Origin of the sequence: Mesorhizobium sp. (assembly GCF_965229135.1) — a bacterium.
GTDB lineage: Bacteria > Pseudomonadota > Alphaproteobacteria > Rhizobiales > Rhizobiaceae > Mesorhizobium.
The window spans coordinates 2,599,526-2,618,274 of sequence record NZ_OZ245860.1 but is presented as its reverse complement, the minus strand read 5'-3'; the positions used below and the strand labels follow the sequence as shown (position 1 = coordinate 2,618,274).

18 protein-coding genes and 2 tRNA genes are annotated in these 18,749 nt (G+C 62.4%); 9 read left to right on the top strand and 11 right to left on the bottom strand.

The genetic code is table 11. The features are described from left to right. Window positions 1-17: 17 nt before the first annotated feature. Window positions 18-1,757: a gamma-glutamyltransferase gene (gene ggt / locus ACO07C_RS12520; RefSeq protein ID WP_421914471.1), complete on the top strand. Its 1,740-nt coding sequence runs from the start codon at window positions 18-20 to the stop codon at window positions 1,755-1,757. Window positions 1,758-1,906: 149 nt separating this feature from the next. On the opposite strand, the gene ACO07C_RS12515 is transcribed toward ggt, so the two are convergent. Then, window positions 1,907-2,251: a hypothetical protein gene (locus ACO07C_RS12515; protein WP_421914470.1), complete on the bottom strand. Its 345-nt coding sequence runs from the start codon at window positions 2,249-2,251 to the stop codon at window positions 1,907-1,909. 379 nt (window positions 2,252-2,630) lie between these two features. Here ACO07C_RS12515 and ACO07C_RS12510 point away from each other — a divergent pair, with 379 nt between their 5' ends. The 4 genes from ACO07C_RS12510 (at window position 2,631) to ACO07C_RS12495 (ending at window position 7,596) form a co-directional block, all read left to right on the top strand. Continuing rightward, window positions 2,631-3,878 (top strand): DUF763 domain-containing protein, encoded by a 1,248-nt coding sequence (locus ACO07C_RS12510; protein WP_421914469.1) that lies wholly within the window; start codon window positions 2,631-2,633, stop codon window positions 3,876-3,878. 276 nt (window positions 3,879-4,154) lie between these two features. Further along, the gene (locus ACO07C_RS12505) at window positions 4,155-4,691 is read left to right on the top strand and encodes a heme NO-binding domain-containing protein (RefSeq protein WP_421914468.1); all 537 of its coding nucleotides are present in this window, start codon (window positions 4,155-4,157) and stop codon (window positions 4,689-4,691) included. After that, a complete protein-coding gene (locus tag ACO07C_RS12500; RefSeq protein ID WP_421914467.1) occupies window positions 4,682-6,739 on the top strand; it encodes a putative bifunctional diguanylate cyclase/phosphodiesterase in 2,058 nt (685 codons plus the stop codon). The genes ACO07C_RS12505 and ACO07C_RS12500 overlap by 10 nt, the downstream gene beginning before the upstream one ends. Window positions 6,740-6,963: 224 nt before the next feature. Beyond that, window positions 6,964-7,596 (top strand): CatB-related O-acetyltransferase, encoded by a 633-nt coding sequence (locus tag ACO07C_RS12495; protein ID WP_421914466.1) that lies wholly within the window; start codon window positions 6,964-6,966, stop codon window positions 7,594-7,596. Window positions 7,597-7,762: 166 nt separating this feature from the next. On the opposite strand, the gene ACO07C_RS12490 is transcribed toward ACO07C_RS12495, so the two are convergent. The 10 genes from ACO07C_RS12490 to ACO07C_RS12445 all read right to left on the bottom strand — a co-directional run bounded on the left by ACO07C_RS12490 (window position 7,763) and on the right by ACO07C_RS12445 (window position 13,828). Beyond that, window positions 7,763-7,838, bottom strand: a tRNA-Phe gene (locus ACO07C_RS12490). Window positions 7,839-8,033: 195 nt separating this feature from the next. Continuing rightward, on the bottom strand, window positions 8,034-8,231 hold the full coding sequence (gene yacG / locus ACO07C_RS12485) for a DNA gyrase inhibitor YacG (RefSeq protein WP_421914465.1): 198 nt from the start codon (window positions 8,229-8,231) through the stop codon (window positions 8,034-8,036). Beyond that, a complete protein-coding gene (locus ACO07C_RS12480) occupies window positions 8,228-8,854 on the bottom strand; it encodes a Maf-like protein (RefSeq protein WP_421914464.1) in 627 nt (208 codons plus the stop codon). Before ACO07C_RS12480 ends, yacG begins: the two co-directional genes overlap by 4 nt. Before the next feature lie 30 nt (window positions 8,855-8,884). After that, on the bottom strand, window positions 8,885-9,103 hold the full coding sequence (gene infA / locus ACO07C_RS12475; RefSeq protein WP_006200926.1) for a translation initiation factor IF-1: 219 nt from the start codon (window positions 9,101-9,103) through the stop codon (window positions 8,885-8,887). Between the two features lie 199 nt (window positions 9,104-9,302). Continuing rightward, the gene (locus tag ACO07C_RS12470; protein WP_421917511.1) at window positions 9,303-9,755 is read right to left on the bottom strand and encodes a low molecular weight phosphatase family protein; all 453 of its coding nucleotides are present in this window, start codon (window positions 9,753-9,755) and stop codon (window positions 9,303-9,305) included. 1 nt (window position 9,756) lies between these two features. Further along, a complete protein-coding gene (locus tag ACO07C_RS12465) occupies window positions 9,757-10,242 on the bottom strand; it encodes a UPF0262 family protein (RefSeq protein ID WP_421914463.1) in 486 nt (161 codons plus the stop codon). Window positions 10,243-10,248: 6 nt separating this feature from the next. Beyond that, window positions 10,249-11,541 carry a histidinol dehydrogenase gene (gene hisD / locus ACO07C_RS12460; RefSeq protein WP_421914462.1) on the bottom strand — a complete coding sequence of 431 codons (1,293 nt, stop codon included), beginning with the start codon at window positions 11,539-11,541 and terminating at the stop codon, window positions 10,249-10,251. 10 nt (window positions 11,542-11,551) lie between these two features. Next, window positions 11,552-11,986 carry a DUF2948 family protein gene (locus tag ACO07C_RS12455; RefSeq protein ID WP_421914461.1) on the bottom strand — a complete coding sequence of 145 codons (435 nt, stop codon included), beginning with the start codon at window positions 11,984-11,986 and terminating at the stop codon, window positions 11,552-11,554. Window positions 11,987-12,214: 228 nt separating this feature from the next. Then, window positions 12,215-13,507: a UDP-N-acetylglucosamine 1-carboxyvinyltransferase gene (gene murA / locus ACO07C_RS12450; protein WP_421914460.1), complete on the bottom strand. Its 1,293-nt coding sequence runs from the start codon at window positions 13,505-13,507 to the stop codon at window positions 12,215-12,217. Window positions 13,508-13,651: 144 nt separating this feature from the next. Next, window positions 13,652-13,828 carry a hypothetical protein gene (locus tag ACO07C_RS12445; RefSeq protein ID WP_421914459.1) on the bottom strand — a complete coding sequence of 59 codons (177 nt, stop codon included), beginning with the start codon at window positions 13,826-13,828 and terminating at the stop codon, window positions 13,652-13,654. Between the two features lie 168 nt (window positions 13,829-13,996). Between ACO07C_RS12445 and ACO07C_RS12440 the strand changes: the two genes are divergently transcribed. From ACO07C_RS12440 to ACO07C_RS12425, 4 genes are all read left to right on the top strand, one after another. Continuing rightward, window positions 13,997-14,071 (top strand) — tRNA-Thr (locus ACO07C_RS12440). A gap of 664 nt (window positions 14,072-14,735) precedes the next feature. Then, entirely contained in the window at window positions 14,736-16,337 is a 1,602-nt protein-coding gene (locus ACO07C_RS12435) for a DUF882 domain-containing protein (protein ID WP_421914458.1), read from the top strand. A 117-nt stretch (window positions 16,338-16,454) separates the two neighbouring features. After that, window positions 16,455-17,378: a MurR/RpiR family transcriptional regulator gene (locus ACO07C_RS12430; RefSeq protein WP_421914457.1), complete on the top strand. Its 924-nt coding sequence runs from the start codon at window positions 16,455-16,457 to the stop codon at window positions 17,376-17,378. Window positions 17,379-17,429: 51 nt separating this feature from the next. Continuing rightward, window positions 17,430-18,746 (top strand): M20 family metallopeptidase, encoded by a 1,317-nt coding sequence (locus ACO07C_RS12425; RefSeq protein WP_421914456.1) that lies wholly within the window; start codon window positions 17,430-17,432, stop codon window positions 18,744-18,746. Window positions 18,747-18,749: the final 3 nt, after the last annotated feature.

The window sequence follows — 18,749 nt, the reverse complement described above, 5'->3', positions numbered from 1 at the left end:
CCGCCCGGAGACCCGCCATGCTTCTCAGCCGCCGGACACTGATCGCCGCCAGTCTTTCCATCACCTTTGCCTTCGCTCCATTGGCGAGCGTCTTCGCCGCGTCACCCGCGCCAGCCAAGGGCGAGCACGGGATGGTGGTGACAGCCCAGCATCTGGCATCGGAAGTTGGCGTCGAGGTCTTGAAGAAGGGCGGCAATGCCGTCGATGCCGCGGTGGCCGTCGGCTATGCCTTGGCCGTCGTCTACCCCAATGCTGGCAACATCGGCGGCGGCGGCTTCATGACCATCCGCTTCAAGGATGGTAGATCGACCTTCCTCGACTTTCGCGAACGCGCGCCGCTGGCGGCGACCAAGACAATGTATCTCGACAAGGACGGCACCCCGGTAAAGGGCGCCAGCCTCGATGGCTATCTCGCGGTCGGCGTGCCGGGTTCCGTGGCGGGTTTCGAGATGGCGCGCGAAAGATACGGAAAACTGTCCAGACAGGACCTTTTGGCGCCGGCGATAGCGCTCGCCAAAGACGGCTTCGTCTTCAATCAAGGCGACGCTGCTACCTTGGCGGGCAGCGCGGACCGGCTGGCGAAGGATCCGGCGGCCTCCGCCATCTTCCTGAAACCCGGCGGCAAGCCCTATGCCGTCGGCGAGCGGCTGGTCCAGTCCGACCTTGCCGCTTCCTTGTCAGCCATTTCCGAAAAAGGCCCTGATGCCTTCTACAAGGGCCCCATCGCCGACGCCATCGTCAAGGCGAGCGGCGCCAAGGGCGGTATCCTGGCAAAGGCCGACTTCGAACAATATGCGGTGCGCGAACTGAAACCCGTGACCTGCACCTATCGAGGCTACGAAATCACCTCCTCGCCGCCCCCGAGCTCCGGCGGCGTCATCATCTGCGAAATCCTCAACGTGCTTGAAGGCTATCCCTTATCCTATCTCGGCGCGGGCTCGGCCGAGACCGTGCATGTCATGGTCGAGGCCATGCGCCACGCATACGTGGACCGCAACTCGGCCCTTGGCGATCCCGATTTCGTCGACAACCCGGTCTCGAAGCTGCTGGATAAAACCTACGCCAAAGGTATCCGCGACAAGATCGACCCGTTCCGCGCCGGCGTGTCACAGGATTTGATGCCGAAGGGCTTTGGCGAGTCGAAGGAGACGACGCATTATTCGATCATCGACAATGACGGCAACGCGGTCGCGGTCACCTACACGCTGAACGGCTCCTTCGGCGCCGGCGTCGTCGCCGATGGCACCGGCATCCTGCTCAACAACGAGATGGATGATTTCACCCAGAAGCCCGGCGTGCCCAATCTCTACGGTCTGGTCCAGGGCGAGGCCAACGCGATCCAGCCCAGGAAGACGCCGCTGTCGTCGATGAGCCCGACCATCGTCGCCAGGGACGGCAAGCCGTTCATGGTTATCGGCAGTCCCGGCGGTTCGCGCATCATCACCATCACGCTGGAAGCCATCGTCAACGTCGTCGACCACGGCATGAACATCCAGGAAGCGCTCGACGCGCCGCGCATCCACCACCAATGGCTGCCCGATACGGTTTATGTCGAGCCGTTCGGCCTGTCGCCGGACACCGAAAGGCTGCTGGCCGGCATGGGTTATCACCTCGACCTCGGTGGCCAGACCTGGGGGCAGGCGGCGGGCATTCTGGTCGGCGGCAAGAGTCTGGCGGAAATCGAGAAGGGCGGCGGCGCGCGCTACAACGGCGCCATCGACAGTCGAGCCGCTTCCGGCGAGGCGCTGGGATACTGACGCTATCCCGAAATGCGCGGCCCGGTCTGGAGCATGATGCCGAAAGGTGGAAGCCCGCTTTCGGAAGAGATCATGCTCAAAGCGGATGGAGCCTGTTCCATCTCGATGCCATCGGCATGGAACAGAAGACAGAGCGGATCTCGCTCGGGTCAGGCGATCAGCGTGATGGTGGATGCAACCAGCATCAACGCTGCGATACCGACGAAGATCGCATAGATGCGCGGCCGATCAAGCAGAAGCGCGTTGCCAGATATCCAGGCCGAAGTGGCGCCGCCCAGTGCGTAGAGGAAGCCGTTACGGTGCCCCAGCGTCAGGGAGGCGGCCATCAAGCCGCCAATGATCAGCGCTCCGAACACGATGATAACGGCAACGGCATATTTCTCGAAGTCGTTTCCCCCGATGCTCGGCCCCATCGCGTTCAAGGTCGACAGGTCATTCGGGTCGAACGGATTCGGCGACCCATATTCGTCTTGACCCATAGGCTCTCGCATCATTCATTCTCCGTAAAGCGGCAACAAACCACCAAGCCTCGCCGAGCGCAACCGCATGACGCCTTGCTGACAGCGTTCGACAAGCTCTTCAACACTTTCTGGCCGCGACCTGCCACCGTTTTTTCACCGGCGCCCAATCAAGCCCCCGCACAATCCACGGCGCGTGCCCCTTGGCGACTCTTTGTTGGTCCGTTTGAATATGCGATGTGTTCGTGGAGGAATAATGATGCCTTGAGTATCAAGCTCGCGAATCTGGCGGAACTCACGATGATGTCGGTGGATTGAAGCACGGCGGTGCCGCCTTCTGTCGATGCGGCACTTCCTGGAGCCGCTTCCGACACCTATGTGAATGAGACCAGGCAACGGGAACAGGTGACAAGAGTTGGCGCAACGATCTGGCAGTGCTGACCTTCCCCTGCATGGCGGACGCGTGCCGAAATGGCTGGGCGATCGCATGACGCGGCTTGGTGCCGTCATGTCCGAGGCGATCATTCATCATTATGGTCGCGACGAGCTGCTGCGCCGACTGGCAAACCCCTTCTGGTTTCAGTCCTTCGGCGCCGTGATGGGCATGGACTGGCACTCTTCGGGCATCACCACCAGCGTCGTCGGTGCCCTGAAGCGTGGCCTGTCGCCGCTTTCGCGCGAACTCGGCATTCATGTCTGTGGTGGCCGCGGCGCGCATTCGCGCAAGACGCCGCACGAACTGGCGCTGATCGGCAAGCGCGTCGGGCTGGACGGAGTTGGCCTTGCCAATGCCAGCCGCCTCGTCGCCAAGGTGGATAGCGCCGCCGTCCAGGACGGCTTCGACCTCTATCTGCACGGTTTCATCGTCACCGATGACGGCAAATGGGTTGTGGTGCAGCAAGGCATGAACGGCGACAGCAAGCTGGCGCGACGCTATCACTGGCTGTCCGAGGGCCTGAAGAGCTTTGTCGACCAGCCCCACGCGGCAATAGAGGGCGCCAACCAGGGCGAGATCGTCAACCTGACCGACCGCCGCGCCGATGCCTCGCGGCAGGGGCAACTGGACCTGTTGCGGGATCTCGGTCCGGACCGCATCGTCAGGGAACTGGCGACATTGGAGCGTGGTCCGCCGCCTCCGCCGGAACAGCCGCTGCTGCCCTATCTGGTCATGCCGGCGCACCATGATGTCCGCGAGAGCGATGTCGTCATGCGCCGCCTTCACGGAAACATCGCCGCGGCCGCCGACCGGGGGCCGGAGGATTTCGCCCAACTGCTGCTGGTGCCCGGTGTCGGCGCCCGCACGGTGCGCGCCCTGGCGCTGGTGGCCGAGGTGCTGCATGGCGCGCCCTGCCGTTTCTCCGACCCCGGCCGCTTCTCGCTGGCTCATGGCGGCAAGGACCGGCATCCGTTCCCTGTGCCGTTGAAGGTCTATGATGAGACGATCGGCGTGCTGAAGTCCGCTGTCCAGAAGGCCCGGCTCGGACGCGAGGAAGAAGTCGAGGCACTACGGCGCCTCGACGACCAGTCGCGCCAGGTCGAGCGTTACGTCACCCGACCCAGCCTGAAGGAAATCATCGCGGGTGAGTTCGACCAGTCGCACCTGCTCGGCGGCAGGAGCGTGTTCGGATGGGAACCGCCGCCCGAGATATCGAACAAGGTGTAGTCGTCGCTCTCTCCTGTCTCAGCTTCCACACGCCTCAGCGCACCGCAAGTTGCGGCGCGATCCGCTGGCGGAGCCCAGCACGCGCTCCCTAAAAATCCATGCGGAGTTCGTAGGTGCCTGGCCGGTCTTCGCCGATGGATACAGATGCAATTCCCCAAGGGCATATGAGGATTCGTTAATTTCCACACGCTATGGTCGTACCGGGTAGTGACGGACTGGAACCGTCACAGGGTTTTGGCGCCGTGATCGGCTGGCTTGCGTACTTCAGGAGAAACGATGAAAGGTGTTGTCTTCAATCTTCTTGAAGAGGCCGTGCTGCGCGAATTCGGCGCGGACACCTGGGACGAATTGCTGGACGAAGCCAATCTTCGCGGTGCCTACACGTCGCTAGGCAATTATTCCGACGATGAAATCGTCGCCTTGGTTACAACCGCGGCCGCCAAGCTGAACCTTACAAATGGCGAAGTGCTGAGGTGGTTCGGCGAGCGGGCGATGCCTATCCTCAAGGAAAAGTATCCGACCCTGTTTCAGAACCATGCCTCGGCGCGGAACTTCATCCTGAGCGTGAACAGCATCATCCATCCTGAGGTTCGCAAGCTCTATTCAGGGGCGAGCTGCCCGTTCTTCCATTTCCGGGAAGCCGACAATGGCAGCGTCATGATGGGATACGAATCCTCGCGAAAAATGTGCGACCTGGCCCATGGTTTCGTGAAGGGGGCTTCGAAACTCTTCTGCGAGGAAGTGGAGATCGACCACAAGACCTGCATGAACCACGGCGCCGACAAGTGCCTCATGGAGATCACATGGCATTAGTGGGGGCACATCCATCCGTCGCCCCCAGCGAAGAGCTCAACCTCAGAATCCTGAAGCTGGAATCCCGTCTTCAGAGGGAGCGTCTTTCGCGGCTTGAAGCAGAGTCGATCGCCGAGAAAGGGCTGAGCGACCTCTATGAGAAGCAGCGGCAGCTGGAGCTCATTCAGGACATCGCGACCAAGGCCAACGAAAGCCGCGATGTCGAGGAAACGTTGCGCCATGCGTTGCGGGCAATCTGCGCTCATACGGGCGCGCCCTGCGGCAACGTCTACAGGGTCAGCGATGACGATGACGATCTGCTGATGCCCACAACGGTATCGTTCATTCAGGATGGCGCGCGGCTCCAGGAGTTCATCGAGAACAGCCGTCTCATGCGGTTCGAGCGGGGACAGGGCTTGCCGGGCAGGGTGCTCGCCACGCGCGGATCGATCTGGATCGTCGATGTGGCCATGGATCCGGGCTTCCGGCGGGCGTCGGTCGCCGGCCAATGCGGCCTGCACGCGGCCTTCGCCTTTCCTGTGCTGATTGGAGTGCAGGTCGCGGCCGTGATGGAGTTTTTCTTTCGCGATCCGCTGGAGCCCGACGCGCCGCTGCTATCGATCATGTCGCAGATCGGCACACAGCTCGGCCGCGTGATCGAACGCAGCAGGCTCGAAGAGCGGCTGATACACGATGCGACCCACGATCCGTTGACTGCCCTGCCAAACCGCATGCTGTTCATGGACAGGCTCGCGCGAGCCGTATCCATCCGCCGGGTGCGGCCGGAGTTCCGTTTCGCGGTGCTCTTCATCGATCTCGATCGCTTCAAGCTCGTCAACGACAGCCTCGGTCACGCCGCCGGCGATACCTTGCTCATCGATATCACAAGCCGTCTCTCCGCTTTGCTTTCGGATGTGGGCGTCAGCGGAGCCGTGGCTACGCTCGCACGGCTCGGTGGCGATGAGTTCACCGTTCTGCTCGAGGAGATCAAGCACGACGGTGTTGCCATTGACCTCGCCGACAGCATCCAGGAGGTGCTTAAGCAGCCCATCCATATCGAAGGCCAGGACGTCTATACATCGGCCAGCATCGGCATCGCCTCCAGCGACGCGGATGCCATCAGCGCCGCCGACATCATGCGCGACGCGGACCTTGCGATGTACCGGGCCAAGAACACGGGACGCGCCCGTGTCGAGGTCTTCGATGCCTCGCTCCACGCGATAGCGATCAAGCGCCTGGCGATCGAAAGCGACTTGCGCTCGGCACTGCGCAAGAAGGAATTCCTGCTGCACTACCAGCCGATCGTCGATCTCAATTCGCGGCATATCGTCGGGTTTGAGGCCCTGGTGCGCTGGCAGCGCAATGGTGTGGTCGTGCCGCCCTCCGATTTCATCGCAATTGCAGAGGATACCGGCCTCATCGTCTTCCTCGGCAACTGGGTCATGCGCGAGGCGTTCGGCACGCTGGCGAAATGGCAAAAGTCCGACGAGCGCAATGCCGCGCTGACCATCAGTGTGAACGTGTCTCCGCGGCAATTCCATCAGCCGGACTTTCTGGACAACGTGGTCGATGCTATCGCCGTGTCGGGTGTGCGTGCCAACACGGTGCGCCTGGAAATCACCGAATCTGTCACGATCCAGGATGCTGGCCGCACGATCGAGATCCTGCAGGCGCTTCGGGCGATGGGGGTGCGCGTCAGCATCGACGATTTCGGCACCGGCTATTCGTCGTTGAGCTATATCCACCAACTGCCGTTCGATACGCTGAAGATCGACCGGTCGTTCGTGGCCGCGCTGCAGAAGACGACCGGCGGCAGCGAGATCATCCAGACCATACTGGCGCTAGCCCAGAACATGAAGATGGACGTGATCGCCGAAGGCACGGAAACCGAGGCACATGTCGACGTGCTGCGGGACATGGGCTGCGGCTTTGCCCAGGGCTTCTTCTTCTCCCATCCGCTCGACGAATCCGCCGCCGAAGCGCTGCTTCCCCAATATGGCGTTGAGTGCGGATCGACAGCAGGGCTGAGTATCGTGAACCCAATGCATGCAGGCACGCCGCGCAGCTAGGGTCGTTTCCAACAATAGCGCGATGCCCAGCGATATGGCCATCGGCATTGGCTTAACGCCCTGTGCCTTCGTCGAGACTCTCGTCATGAAGATTATTCATGATTTCGATCAGGTCGACGCGATCGATTATGGGATGCTGAATCAGTAGCGTGGCCTGTGTTAAATGAGGTGGCTAAACGGGAAACATGCTCCCATGCCCCGCCTGTTTGCTGAAAAGGCTCCCCATGGCGCTTCTTGACCCGGATGCAATTCACCCGATTACCCTGCCGGATGGCATGGTTTATCGCGATACGGTGTACCTGAAGAACGTTATCGACCATCCACGCATGGAAGTGGGCGACTTCAGCTACTTCACGCACGCCGAAAGGCCGGAAGAGACGGCCCGGATACTGGCCCCATATCTTGGACACGCGGTTCGAGAACGGTTGGTGATCGGCAAATTCGTGCAGATTGCGCGCGGCAGCTACTTCATCACAAGTTCCGCCAACCATCCCATGACCGGCTTCACGACCTACCCTTTCCGCATCTTCAAGCCGGAAACCTTTGGCTACAAGGACTTACCGGTCAAAGACACTGTTGTGGACCATGACGTGTGGATTGGCCACAATGCCGCGATCATGCCAGGTGTCCATATTGGCTCTGGTGCAATTGTCGCCGCGGCTTCCGTAGTCGCTCGCGACGTTCCACCCTATGCAGTGGTCGGAGGAAATCCGGCATCTGTTATCCGGATGCGTTATCCCAGCGAGGTCATTGGTGAACTTCTTGAAATCGCATGGTGGGATTGGCCGATCGACAAGATCGAAGCCAATCTAGCAGCCCTGTGCGCAGGTGACATTGTGGCCCTCAGAAATGTCTAACGGAGAGCCTTCACGAGCCTGTTAGGCGCCAACTGCGGCCATTCTCGTCTTTTGGCAGTGTCATTTCATAGCTATGACCATGTGTAACACCTGCGTGCGGGGCACGCTTAGCCTAAGCATATAATTTTGCTGGTTTTTGAGCTGCATCAACACCTTAGGAAGGTGATGGTGCCCAGAGGCGGATTCGAACCACCGACACGCGGATTTTCAATCCGCTGCTCTACCAACTGAGCTATCTGGGCCTGTTCCGGCTAAAGAACTCTCATTCACCGGAATTCATGGAAGCGCCGTGGGCGTCCCCTTGAAAGCGGGTGGGTTATAGCATGGGAATCCGGCCTGTCCAGCGCCTAAGCGTTGATTTCCGAAGGAAAAGAAAACCGGCCCTCGCATGCGGCGAACCGGCCGCGATCACGGGCGCGACACGGCCCCGATTGGCCTTATTTGGGCTCGTCGGGATCCGTTTCTTCCTCGTCGTCGCGCGCCTTTATGACATACGCGCCCTTCAGCCAGCGGTTGAGATCGACGTCCTTGCAGCGCTTCGAGCAGAACGGGTATGTCTCGCGCGCCGAAGGCTTGCCGCATTCGGGGCAGGGGCGCCGGGGACGGAGCGGCGTGACGTTGTCGTCTAGGCTCATGACCGTGCTGAAGTCCAGCTGGTGTGGACTTTGAAGCCTTCGCCGGCCAGCAACGCCACGGTCTCGTAGAGCGGCAGCCCGACGACGTTGGTATAGGAGCCGACGAGCTTGACGACGAACGAGCCCGCGAGGCCCTGGATGGCGTAGCCGCCGGCCTTGCCGCGCCATTCGCCCGAGGCGACATAGGCTTCCAGCTCCTCGCGCGGCAGCCGCTTGAACCGCACCCGCGTCTCGACCAGCCGCTGGCGGACCTTGCCACCCGGCGTGATCAGGCAGACACCTGAATAGACCCGGTGCGAACGGCCCGAAAGCAGTCCGAGGCAATTGGCGGCGTCGTCGATCGTTTCGGCCTTGGGCAGGATGCGCCGCCCGACGGCAACCACAGTGTCGGCGGCCAGCACGAAACCCGGCGCGTAATCGGTTTCCGTGTTGAGCGAGGCCAGCGCCTTCTCGGCCTTTTCCTGCGACAGGCGCTTGGCCAGCGAGCGCGGATGCTCTGCACGCAGCGGCGTCTCGTCGACATCGGCTGGCAACACGCGGTCCGGCTCGAGACCCGCCTGCTGCAGCAGTTCGATCCGGCGTGGCGAACCCGAGGCAAGCACGAGCTTCTGCAAAATGCTCATCGCGATTCCAGCCGGGCTCTTAACGTGTGCTTACTTGAAACGATAGGTGATGCGGCCCTTGGTCAGGTCGTAGGGCGTCATTTCGACCAGTACCTTGTCGCCGGTCAGCACGCGGATGCGGTTCTTGCGCATGCGGCCAGCCGTATGGGCGATGATTTCGTGTTCGTTTTCGAGCTTCACTCTGAACATCGCGTTGGGCAACAATTCCGTGACGACACCCGGAAACTCGAGGACTTCTTCCTTCGGCATTCGATACCTTTGCTTGGATGGCAGTTCCAGCGCTTAGAGCATGATGCCGAAAAGTGCAAAGCGGTTTTCGGTCGACATCATGCTCTACTTCTTGGTTTAGAGCCGGATTCAGATTTCAGGTCGAACGGACCTGAAATCATCCGACTCTAGCCGGAATTTCGGCGGAACCTATATGATAATCGCCCGCTTGTGAACACGCTTAATCCGTCGCGTTTTTTGCGTCTTCGAGCAAAAAACGTCGACTTATCCGCGCCCTCAGCCGCTCGCGCACATCGCGATATGCAGCCATGATCTGCTCGCGCGTGCCGCCCACGTCCGTCGGGTCCGGCGTTGGCCAGTATTCCACCTCGACGGCGAGCGAACGGGTCAGTTCCAGCGCGGTGTGATGCGCTTCCGGCGCCAGGGTGACGATCAGGTCGAAATAATCGTCATCGAGATCGTCCAGCGTCCGCGGGTGGCGCTCGCCCAGCGACAGGCCTTCCTCGGCAAGCACGGCATCCACGAACGGATCGCGCTCGCCGCCGCGCACGCCTGCCGAGGCCACGAAGGTGGCGGCGGGCAGCATCTTGCGCGCCAACTGTTCCGCCATGGGCGAGCGCACGGCATTCATGCCGCACAGGAACAGGATCGAGCGGGGCAGAGCGGCTGGCAGTTCAGCCTCGCCAGTGCAGCACGCAGACCAGCGTGAAAAGCCGCCGCGCCGTATCGAAGTCGATGTCGATCTTGCCGGCCAGCCGGTCCATCAATGTCTGGGAGCCCTCATTGTGCAAGCCGCGCCGGCCCATGTCGATCGCCTCGATGTGACTGGGCGTCGAGGAGCGGATGGCGTCGTAATAGCTCTCGCAGATCATGTAGTAGTCCTTGACGATGCGCCGCAGAGGCGTCAGCGACAGTATGTGGGTGACGACGGCGCCGCCGTCTTCGCGCGTCACGGCAAAGACCAGGCGGGATTCGGCCAGCGACAGTTTCAGCCGGTAAGGTCCCGTGCCGCTGTCATTGATCGGCTGGAAGCGGTTTTCCTCGATCAGGTCGAAAATCGCCACCGCGCGCTCATGCTCGACATCGGGTGTCGAACGGCCGATCGATTCGTCGAGTTCGACATCGATCAGTTTTGCGCGGGTTTGATCGGAGCCCGTCATGGCGGTCTACATGTTCAGCCGTATGGAGACGGAGCGGCCGTGCGCGTCGAGCCCCTCGGCTGCGGCAAGCGCGATCGCCGCCGGCGCCAGCACCCGCAACTGCTCCGGCCCGAGCTTGAGCACCGAGGTGCGCTTGACGAAATCGAGCACGGAAAGCCCCGACGAAAAGCGCGCCGAACGTGCGGTCGGCAGCACATGGTTCGAGCCGCCGACATAGTCGCCGATGGCTTCGGGCGTATGGCGGCCGAGAAAGACCGCGCCCGCGTTGCGCATCCGCGACAGGAAGCCCTCGGCGTCATCGATGGCAAGCTCCACATGCTCGGCGGCGATGCGGTCGACCAGGGGCAGGGAGGCCTCGATGGCCGGCACCAGGATCACCGCGCCGAAGTCGCGCCAGCTGGCCGCCGCGGTTTCCGCACGCGGCAGGCTCTGCAACTGACGCTCGACCGCATGCTCGACCGCCTTGCCGAAAGCGGGATCGTCGGTGATCAGGATCGACTGCGCCGATACGTCATGCTCGGCCTGGGCGAGCAGGTCGGCGGCGATCCAGTCCGGATTGTTGCTGCCATCGGCCACGACCAGGACTTCGGACGGTCCGGCGATCATGTCGATGCCGACCGTGCCGAACACCCTGCGCTTTGCGGCCGCGACATAGGCGTTGCCGGGGCCGACGATCTTGGCGACGGGCCTGATCGTCTCGGTTCCATAGGCAAGGGCAGCGATCGCCTGGGCGCCGCCGACGCGGTAGATTTCGGACACGCCGGCTATGTCGGCGGCCACCAGCACCAGCGGCGGTATGGCGCCGCCCGAGGCAGGCACGCATATTGCAATGCGTTCGACGCCGGCGACCTTGGCGGGGATGGCGTTCATCAGCACCGAACTTGGGTAGCTCGCGGTGCCGCCGGGCACATAGAGGCCGACCGCCTCGATCGCCGTCCATCGCCAGCCGAGTTCGACGCCCGCGGCATCGGTGTAGCGATCATCCTTGGGCAGTTGCCGCTCATGATAGGCGCGGATGCGGTCGCGCGCGAATGTAAGCGCCTTGGTCGTCTGCGCATCGACGCTATCATGCGCCTTGGCGATTTCATCCTTCGAGACCGCGATGCCGACGCTTTCCAGGTCGGCCTGGTCGAATCGTCTGGTCAAGTCGATCAGGGCGGCGTCGCCTTCGGCGCGCACCCGCGCGATGATGTCGCGCACCGCAATGTCGACATCCTCGGACACCTCCCGCTTGGTCAGCAGGAAGGCGGAGAATTGCTGCTCGAAATCGGCGTCGGTCTGGCGAAGCGTTATGGCCATCTGAAATCGCTCAAGCCTTGTGAACGGGGCGCGATGTTGCTTCCCAGGCGCCGCCTATATCGGTGAGGCGCGCCTCGATGCACTCGACATCGAGCATGATGGTGCCGCCGCCAGAAAAGATCAGCTCGACGATGCCGGCTGGCTTGCTGATCTCGACAAAGCTGATCGCCAGCAGCGACAGGACCTCTGCCGACTTTTCGCGAGCAATGCCGTTGGTCTTGGCGCCCAGCACCCGGTCGAAATGCAGCACGGCCTGCCGCCGCTCATTGTGCTGGCGAAACAGGCCGGAATTTGCTTCCCAGACGAAGCGGTTCATGGTCAGCACGAAGCGCTTGGCCGATGGCAGGAATTCGAGGTCGCCAACTTTCATCACGGCGTCCTGGACATGGGCCGAGACGATGCTCAGATCCTGATCGTCGAGAGCGACAAGCTTGAGGGCATTCATGCGGATTTCGCACCTGAAAGTTGACTGTTCAGCCTTCTGTTAGGCGGTCTTTCCAATACGCGCAACCGCGAGCGGGATCCGGATCAGGGCAATCGCCCCGGGCTTGCACCGCCACCGTGCTGCCAGAGGGCGCCGCCCTGCCGGTGCGCGACAGTGCCGGCGTCGACGATCGGGCGTTTCAGCAGGTGCTGGAATGCCCGTCTTGTCCGAAGCCACGCCGTGCGTCTGTCAGGCTGAAATCCGCTCGATCACCGCGCCGCAGCCCGAAAGTTTTTCCTCCAGCCGCTCGAAGCCGCGATCGAGATGGTAGACACGGTTGACCGTCGTTTCGCCCTCGGCCGCAAGGCCGGCGATGACCAGCGAGACCGATGCCCTAAGGTCGGTCGCCATGACCGGTGCGCCCTTCAGCTTGGAGACGCCGTCGACGATCGCCGTCTGGCCGGACAGCGTGATGTGGGCGCCGAGCCGGGCCAGTTCCTGTACGTGCATGAAGCGGTTCTCGAAAATCGTCTCGGTGATGCGTGACTTGCCCTTGGCCATGGTCATCAGGCCCATGAACTGTGCCTGAAGATCGGTCGGGAACGCCGGGAAGGGCGCCGTCGTCACGTCGACTGGCGAGATGCCGGCGCCGTTGCGCTTGACGCGGATGCCGGAATTGGTCGGTGTGATCTCGGCGCCGGTCTGGCTGATGATGTCGAGCGCGGTCTGCAGCAGTTCCGGCCGTGCGCCTTCAAGCACGACATCGCCGCCGGTCATGGCGACCGCCATGGCATAAGTGCCGGTCTCTATGCGGTCGGGAATCACGCGCACGCGGGCGCCGGACAGCGATTCGACGCCATCAATGGTGATGGTGGGCGTGCCGGCGCCATGGATTTTCGCGCCCATGGCGTTCAGGCATTCGGCGAGGTTGACGATCTCGGGTTCGCAAGCGGCGTTTTCAAGCACCGTCTCGCCCTTGGCCAGCGAGGCGGCCATCATCAGCACATGGGTGGCGCCGACCGAGACTTTCGGGAACACATAGCGATTGCCGACGAGGCGGCCGTTCCTGGTCTTGGCGATGACATAGCCGGTGTCGACGTCGATATCGGCGCCCAGCGCTTGCAAGCCTTCGAGGAACAGGTCGACCGGTCGCGTGCCGATGGCGCAACCGCCGGGCAGCGACACCTTGGCTTCGCCCATGCGGGCAAGCAGCGGGCCGATCACCCAGAACGACGCGCGCATCTTCGACACGAGCTCGTAGGGAGCGGTGGTGTCGACGATGTTGCGGGCCGAGAAATTGATGGTGCGCGAATAGCCCTCATGCTGCTTTTCGCGGCGGCCGTTGACTGAATAGTCGACGCCATGATTGCCGAGGATGCGGATAAGCTGCTCCACATCGGCCAGATGCGGCACGTTTTCGAGCGTCAGCGTGTCGTCGGTCAGCAACGAGGCGATCATCAACGGCAGCGCGGCGTTCTTGGCGCCGGAGATCGGAATGCTTCCGGCAAGCTCGTTGCCGCCGACAATTCTGATGCGATCCATGGATGAATGTCCCCTCGGCCAAAAAGCCGGTTTCAGTCGTTTGAGTGTCGGCCCGTCTAGACCATTGGCCAGTCTGGTTCAAGAAACCGTCTGGTTCAAGAAATAGGATTTCCTGGCGTTCGCACCAAGAGTGGCTGATTTGAGTTAATCTTTTTGCAATTCCTTTGACGCGTTGAGCCCGTCCGGCCGCTGGTCGGCCTCGCCGGTCCGGCGCGAGCGCAACTGCGCCTTGCGTTTCTGCAGGTTGGCGCGCAATTGCTCCGCCAGGCGGCCCTTGCGGTCGGTGCCGCCCTTTTTTGCTGGATTTGTCTTGTCGTTCATCATTCCGTCCCGGCCGACGATCAGCCGGCGCACTATTCAGGCATAGTCAACATTGTGGCGCGGCCATGTCGGCAAAACCAGTTGGCCCGTGCTTTCCCACAGGCGCTGATTTAGGCTGTGTTCCTGGCTTGCGCTTGGCGGTTCGATATGGCAGAAGCCCCGCCATCGGCTGCGGTAGCTCAGTGGTAGAGCACTCCCTTGGTAAGGGAGAGGTCGAGAGTTCAATCCTCTCTCGCAGCACCATTTTTCAAACATGGGTATTATCTGGGCAGACCTTGCTCCCTTCATGCGAGAGCAGTGTCGGAAACATCGCATGGGCTGAGGAACCGCGTCCTCGAATGCCGATCACCGGCGCTCTAGACCCAGAGCTCAAAATAAATGGTGCTTGCCAGCAGCGTGCCCATCACCAGCAGGAAGACCACGTAGCCGCTGCCAAAGAGTTGCGTTCCATCGTCGTCTGACTTGTCGGGCCTCATCGTCCAGCGTCCCTCGATCTCGTTTGATGTTAACGGTAACAGAAACCGATCGGGCATTCCACGCCGACTTTCGCCGACGAATGGGCATCCCAGCCAGCGCTCCGATAACCACAGTGCGACAGCTGGTCCGGCCTCGCATCGCGCTGAAAGCAAGCTGCCGGGGGCCTTCAATCGAACGCATGCCGCGTATCGACACGATTCGTTAACCAAGATGATGTTCATCGACATGACATAATTATGGGATGGATGCCCGTCTGGCTCCGGGGCAGGTCCATGCCTGGTCGAGGCAAGGGCGGCGAGAAAAGAGACTCCCGGCACGGCGGAGACGTCAAATCGCCCCGAACAAAAACGATGTGCGAGGCATGAAGGTGATTGAAAGCGAACAAAACGCCCCGGGCGCTTCCCATCGTTGGGCCTTGTTGCCGGCCGTCATGGCCGCGTTCCTTTGCATGTGCGTCACAAGTGCGTTCGCGGAGACGCGCAGTCTGAAGATTCAGCACCTCCATACCGGCGAAAAGGCCGAGATCGTCTTCAAGCGTAATGGCCGTTACGATCAGGCTGGACTGAAGAAGATCAGTTTCATGCTGCGCGACTGGCGCCGCAACGAGCCCACCAGGATGGACCCGCGCCTGCTCGATCTTGTCTGGCAGGCCTATCGCGCCAGCGGCTCGACGGGCTATATTCACGTGGTCAGCGGCTACCGTTCCCCGGCGACGAATGCCATGCTGCGCAGCCGCTCCAAGGGCGTGGCCCGCGAAAGCCAGCACATGGTTGGCCGTGCGATGGATTTCTTCCTGCCGGATGTGCCGCTCAAGAAGCTGCGCGACATCGGCCTGAAGATGCAGGGCGGCGGTGTCGGCTACTACCCCACCTCCGGCTCGCCCTTCATCCACATGGACGTCGGCAATGTGCGGCACTGGCCAGGCATCAGCCGCCAGGAACTCGCCAGGGTCTTCCCCGACGGCAAGACGCTGCATGTGCCAAGCGACGGCCGGCCGTTGCCGGGCTACGATCAGGCGCTGGCCGCCTATAAATCCCGCAAGGATGCCGGTACGCCCAATATCGAACTGGCAAGCGCCGATGACGGCCAGCGCAGACCGCGTGGCCTGCTGGCGACGCTGCTGGGCGGGCGCGGCGGAAGCGAGTCGGACAATAACGCGGAAGCCGCGGAAGCTGTGCCGGCGCCGCGCAAACCAGCCAAGTCCGTTGAGCCCAAGCAGGCGGGACAAGCCATTGCCGTCGTGGCGCCGCAAGATGCCCGGCGGGCGGATGTCCAGGTCGCCGCCAGCAATCCGGTCAGGGAGACGCTGGCCGCCCAGGAGAAGGAGGCGCCCGCGGCGATCGTCACGGCGATGGCGCCGCAATCCGTGCCGCTGCCGGCCTTCGCACCGCGCGCGGACGTCACGGCGAGTATCCGGACGCCTTCAACCGTGCCGTTCGCGATAGCCAGCGCCCCGCGAAGCGAATTGGCAACTGCGCGGCCAACGGCAACCGATACCAACTCTCTCCCGGCCAAGGCGGATACGACCCTTGCGAATGTTTCTCCTGACATCGTGGCGCTGAATATCCCTGTTCCGGCATGGCGGCCGGCAAGTCAGCCAGGCCCGGCGCGTCAGTCCGAGGTGGCCAAGCCTGGTGACGCCGTGGGTGCCCTCCTGGCCATGCACCACGCCGATGATGGCTTGAACCCGCTGGCCGGCCAACCGGTCGCGCCAGCCCCCACAAGGGAGCTGGAAGCTCGCGTCAGGACCAGCCCGAAGGCCGGCCGTGTGCAGCCGCGCGCTGATCGACCCGAAATGCCGGCGGTCGTGGTGCCCGCGCGCCTGGCCGTCGCCACCCAGCAACCCGAGAGTGGGCGCGTGGTCACCCGGGGAAGCGGGGCTGCGACAGAGCCGGTAATCGCCGCCAACTTCATCCTGACCGCGCCGGAGCAGGTCTATCTTGAGGGATTTCGGCCGCGAAATGAGCTGTCCGACCATCGCCGCTTTACGGGCTCCGCGGTGAAGTTCCTGCCGATTGCGAGCTTCAAATAGCTGATCCGAGGCCACGCAACCATTCCTGCGGACGGTTTTGTAAGATAATTGCCAAATTTGACAATCCTAGGCAAAATTGTAAGGTAATCTTCTTTCCGTCAGCGATAGGCGATGACCATGTCGATCCGCGAAGAACTGGCCAATACGACCTTGGCGTTCACTTCGGCGGAAGCCAAGATCGTTCAGGCCCTGCTTGCCGACTATCCCATGTCTGGGCTGGGAACGGCGACCCGCCTCGCGCGGCGCGCCGGCGTCAGCGACCCGACAGTCATGCGCCTCATGATCAAGCTTGGCTATGCCGGCTTTGCCGATTTCCAGACAAAGCTGCTCACGGAAGTCGAATCCAGACTGCATTCGCCTCTCCTGATGATGGAGGCCAAGCGTCCGGGCGGCTCCAGCGAGGGCACGGCGCTCGCTTATTTTCACTCGGTTTCCGACAGCCTGGAGCGTACCCGCACGGCCGTGCCCCTGCAGGCCTACACGCGCGCGGTCAACATGCTGCTCGGGGCCAAGGGCCAGGTCGTGCTTCTGGGCGGTCGCTTCAGCCGGCATATCGCATCCATGCTTGCGGGCTACCTGTTGCAGTTCCGCTCCGGCGTGCGCGACATCGGCTCGCTGAGCCCCGCTGATTTCGACCTCTTGATCGACCTTGGCAAACGCGACCTTCTCGTCGTCTTCGACTATCGGCGCTACCAGGCCGATGTGGTGCGCTTCGCGCAACAGGCGCACGAACGTGGCGTCTCCATATTGCTGTTCACCGATATGTGGCTGTCGCCGATCGCCGAGTTCGCCGACCTGACCCTGGTCGCGGCGATCGACGCCAATTCGCCGTTCGACACGCTGGCAACCGCCGTCGCCCAGATGGAAACGGTGTTCGCCCATGCGCTGGAAGATCATGGCGCCGGGGTGCGAAGGCGGATCGAGGACATCGAGAAGATCCGCAGGGCCAACGCGGTCACGCTCGATGCCGCCGAATCGTCGCCAGCCGATGACGGCCGGCCGCCCAAGCCGGCACGCAAATCGAGGGCGGGAAAGAAATGACGCCCGTGAGCTTCCAATTCGTCGCGGTCATCGCATAGCAGGGGAAAGAGAATGTCGGATACTCAAGCCATTATCGCCGCGGTTCAGGCACAAATCGATGTTGATCGCGACTGGTTGATCGGCCTGGCCCGCGACATGGTCCGCATCCCTTCAGTCAATCCCAAGTTCGAGTCCAACCCGGCCATCAACCGCGAAGCGGATGTCCAGGCGCTGCTTGAGCCTATCCTCAAGCAGGATGGTTTTCGCACCGAACAGTGGGATGCCTTGCCCGGTCGACCCAACCTGGTCGGCGAGTGGGCGGGCGACGAGGATCGCAGCCTGATCCTGTGTGGCCATATCGATGTCGTGCCCGTCGGCGAGATGAAGGACTGGTCGGTCGATCCGTTCGGCGGCGAGATCAGGGATGGCCGTCTCTATGGCCGGGGCGCCGTCGACATGAAGGGCGGCGTCGCCGCCTGCATCGCGGCCGCGCATGCGATCAAAAAGGCTGGCATCGACCTGCAAGGCCGTCTGGCCATTCATTCCGTCGTCGACGAGGAGGCCGGAGGTTTCGGCGCGATGGACGCCGTGAAGAAAGGCAAGCTCGCCAAGGCGGTGCTTGTCGCCGAGCCGACCTGGGGCGATGTCCTGCCGGTGGAAGGCGGTCTCGAATGGGCGCGGGTGACGATCCGTGGCCGTAACGCGCATTCGGCGCTGCGCTACAACGAAATCTACCCACAGCGCCACGACAAGGACCGGCTGAAGCCTGGTGTCAACGCAATCGAGATCGCCGCCCGCTTCATCGCCGCCGTCCGTCAGTACGAACTGGACCGGACGCGGGCGAAATCCCACCCGCTGCTGCCGCTCGGCATGAACACGATCAACATCGGCGTCATGCATGGCGGCACCGGGCTTGGCGAACAGGGTCTGCCAACCGTGATGACCAATCCGGCAATCATCCCCGATGTCGCCGTCCTCGATCTCGACATGAAATTCCTGCCGGATGAGACATCCGCCGACTACCGCCGCGATTTTGAAGCGTTCGTCCATCATTTCGCGCAGACCGACGCCTGGCTGCGCGACAATCCGCCCACCATCCAGTGGGAGCTTGGCGGACTGCATTTCCCGCCAATGAACACACCAGTGGATCATCCGCTGGTGACATCTCTGATGAAGCGCAAGGCGATGATCGGCAAGGCGCCGGAGGCGCGGGGTTTCGTCGCCGTATGCGACGCGGCGCATTATGCCGGCGCCGGTGTCGACGGCGTCATCTTCGGCCCGTCGGGCGACGGGTTCCATGGCGCCAACGAATATGTCGAAGTCGAGTCGGTGGTCGAGACCGCCAAGGTGATCGCGGCTTCGGTCATCGACTGGTGCGGCATCCGCTGAGGC

Excerpts from the sequence above, each read along its gene's own strand:
- ggt (WP_421914471.1), top strand. The coding sequence starts at position 18 with ATGCTTCTCAGCCGCCGGACACTGATCGCCGCCAGTCTTTCCATCACC.
- ACO07C_RS12515 (WP_421914470.1), bottom strand. The coding sequence starts at position 2,251 with ATGATGCGAGAGCCTATGGGTCAAGACGAATATGGGTCGCCGAATCCG.
- ACO07C_RS12505 (WP_421914468.1), top strand. The coding sequence starts at position 4,155 with ATGAAAGGTGTTGTCTTCAATCTTCTTGAAGAGGCCGTGCTGCGCGAA.
- ACO07C_RS12500 (WP_421914467.1), top strand. The coding sequence starts at position 4,682 with ATGGCATTAGTGGGGGCACATCCATCCGTCGCCCCCAGCGAAGAGCTC.
- ACO07C_RS12495 (WP_421914466.1), top strand. The coding sequence starts at position 6,964 with ATGGCGCTTCTTGACCCGGATGCAATTCACCCGATTACCCTGCCGGAT.
- yacG (WP_421914465.1), bottom strand. The coding sequence starts at position 8,231 with ATGAGCCTAGACGACAACGTCACGCCGCTCCGTCCCCGGCGCCCCTGC.
- ACO07C_RS12480 (WP_421914464.1), bottom strand. The coding sequence starts at position 8,854 with ATGAGCATTTTGCAGAAGCTCGTGCTTGCCTCGGGTTCGCCACGCCGG.
- infA (WP_006200926.1), bottom strand. The coding sequence starts at position 9,103 with ATGCCGAAGGAAGAAGTCCTCGAGTTTCCGGGTGTCGTCACGGAATTG.
- ACO07C_RS12465 (WP_421914463.1), bottom strand. The coding sequence starts at position 10,242 with ATGACGGGCTCCGATCAAACCCGCGCAAAACTGATCGATGTCGAACTC.
- hisD (WP_421914462.1), bottom strand. The coding sequence starts at position 11,541 with ATGGCCATAACGCTTCGCCAGACCGACGCCGATTTCGAGCAGCAATTC.
- ACO07C_RS12455 (WP_421914461.1), bottom strand. The coding sequence starts at position 11,986 with ATGAATGCCCTCAAGCTTGTCGCTCTCGACGATCAGGATCTGAGCATC.
- murA (WP_421914460.1), bottom strand. The coding sequence starts at position 13,507 with ATGGATCGCATCAGAATTGTCGGCGGCAACGAGCTTGCCGGAAGCATT.
- ACO07C_RS12445 (WP_421914459.1), bottom strand. The coding sequence starts at position 13,828 with ATGAACGACAAGACAAATCCAGCAAAAAAGGGCGGCACCGACCGCAAG.
- ACO07C_RS12435 (WP_421914458.1), top strand. The coding sequence starts at position 14,736 with ATGGCCGCGTTCCTTTGCATGTGCGTCACAAGTGCGTTCGCGGAGACG.
- ACO07C_RS12430 (WP_421914457.1), top strand. The coding sequence starts at position 16,455 with ATGTCGATCCGCGAAGAACTGGCCAATACGACCTTGGCGTTCACTTCG.
- ACO07C_RS12425 (WP_421914456.1), top strand. The coding sequence starts at position 17,430 with ATGTCGGATACTCAAGCCATTATCGCCGCGGTTCAGGCACAAATCGAT.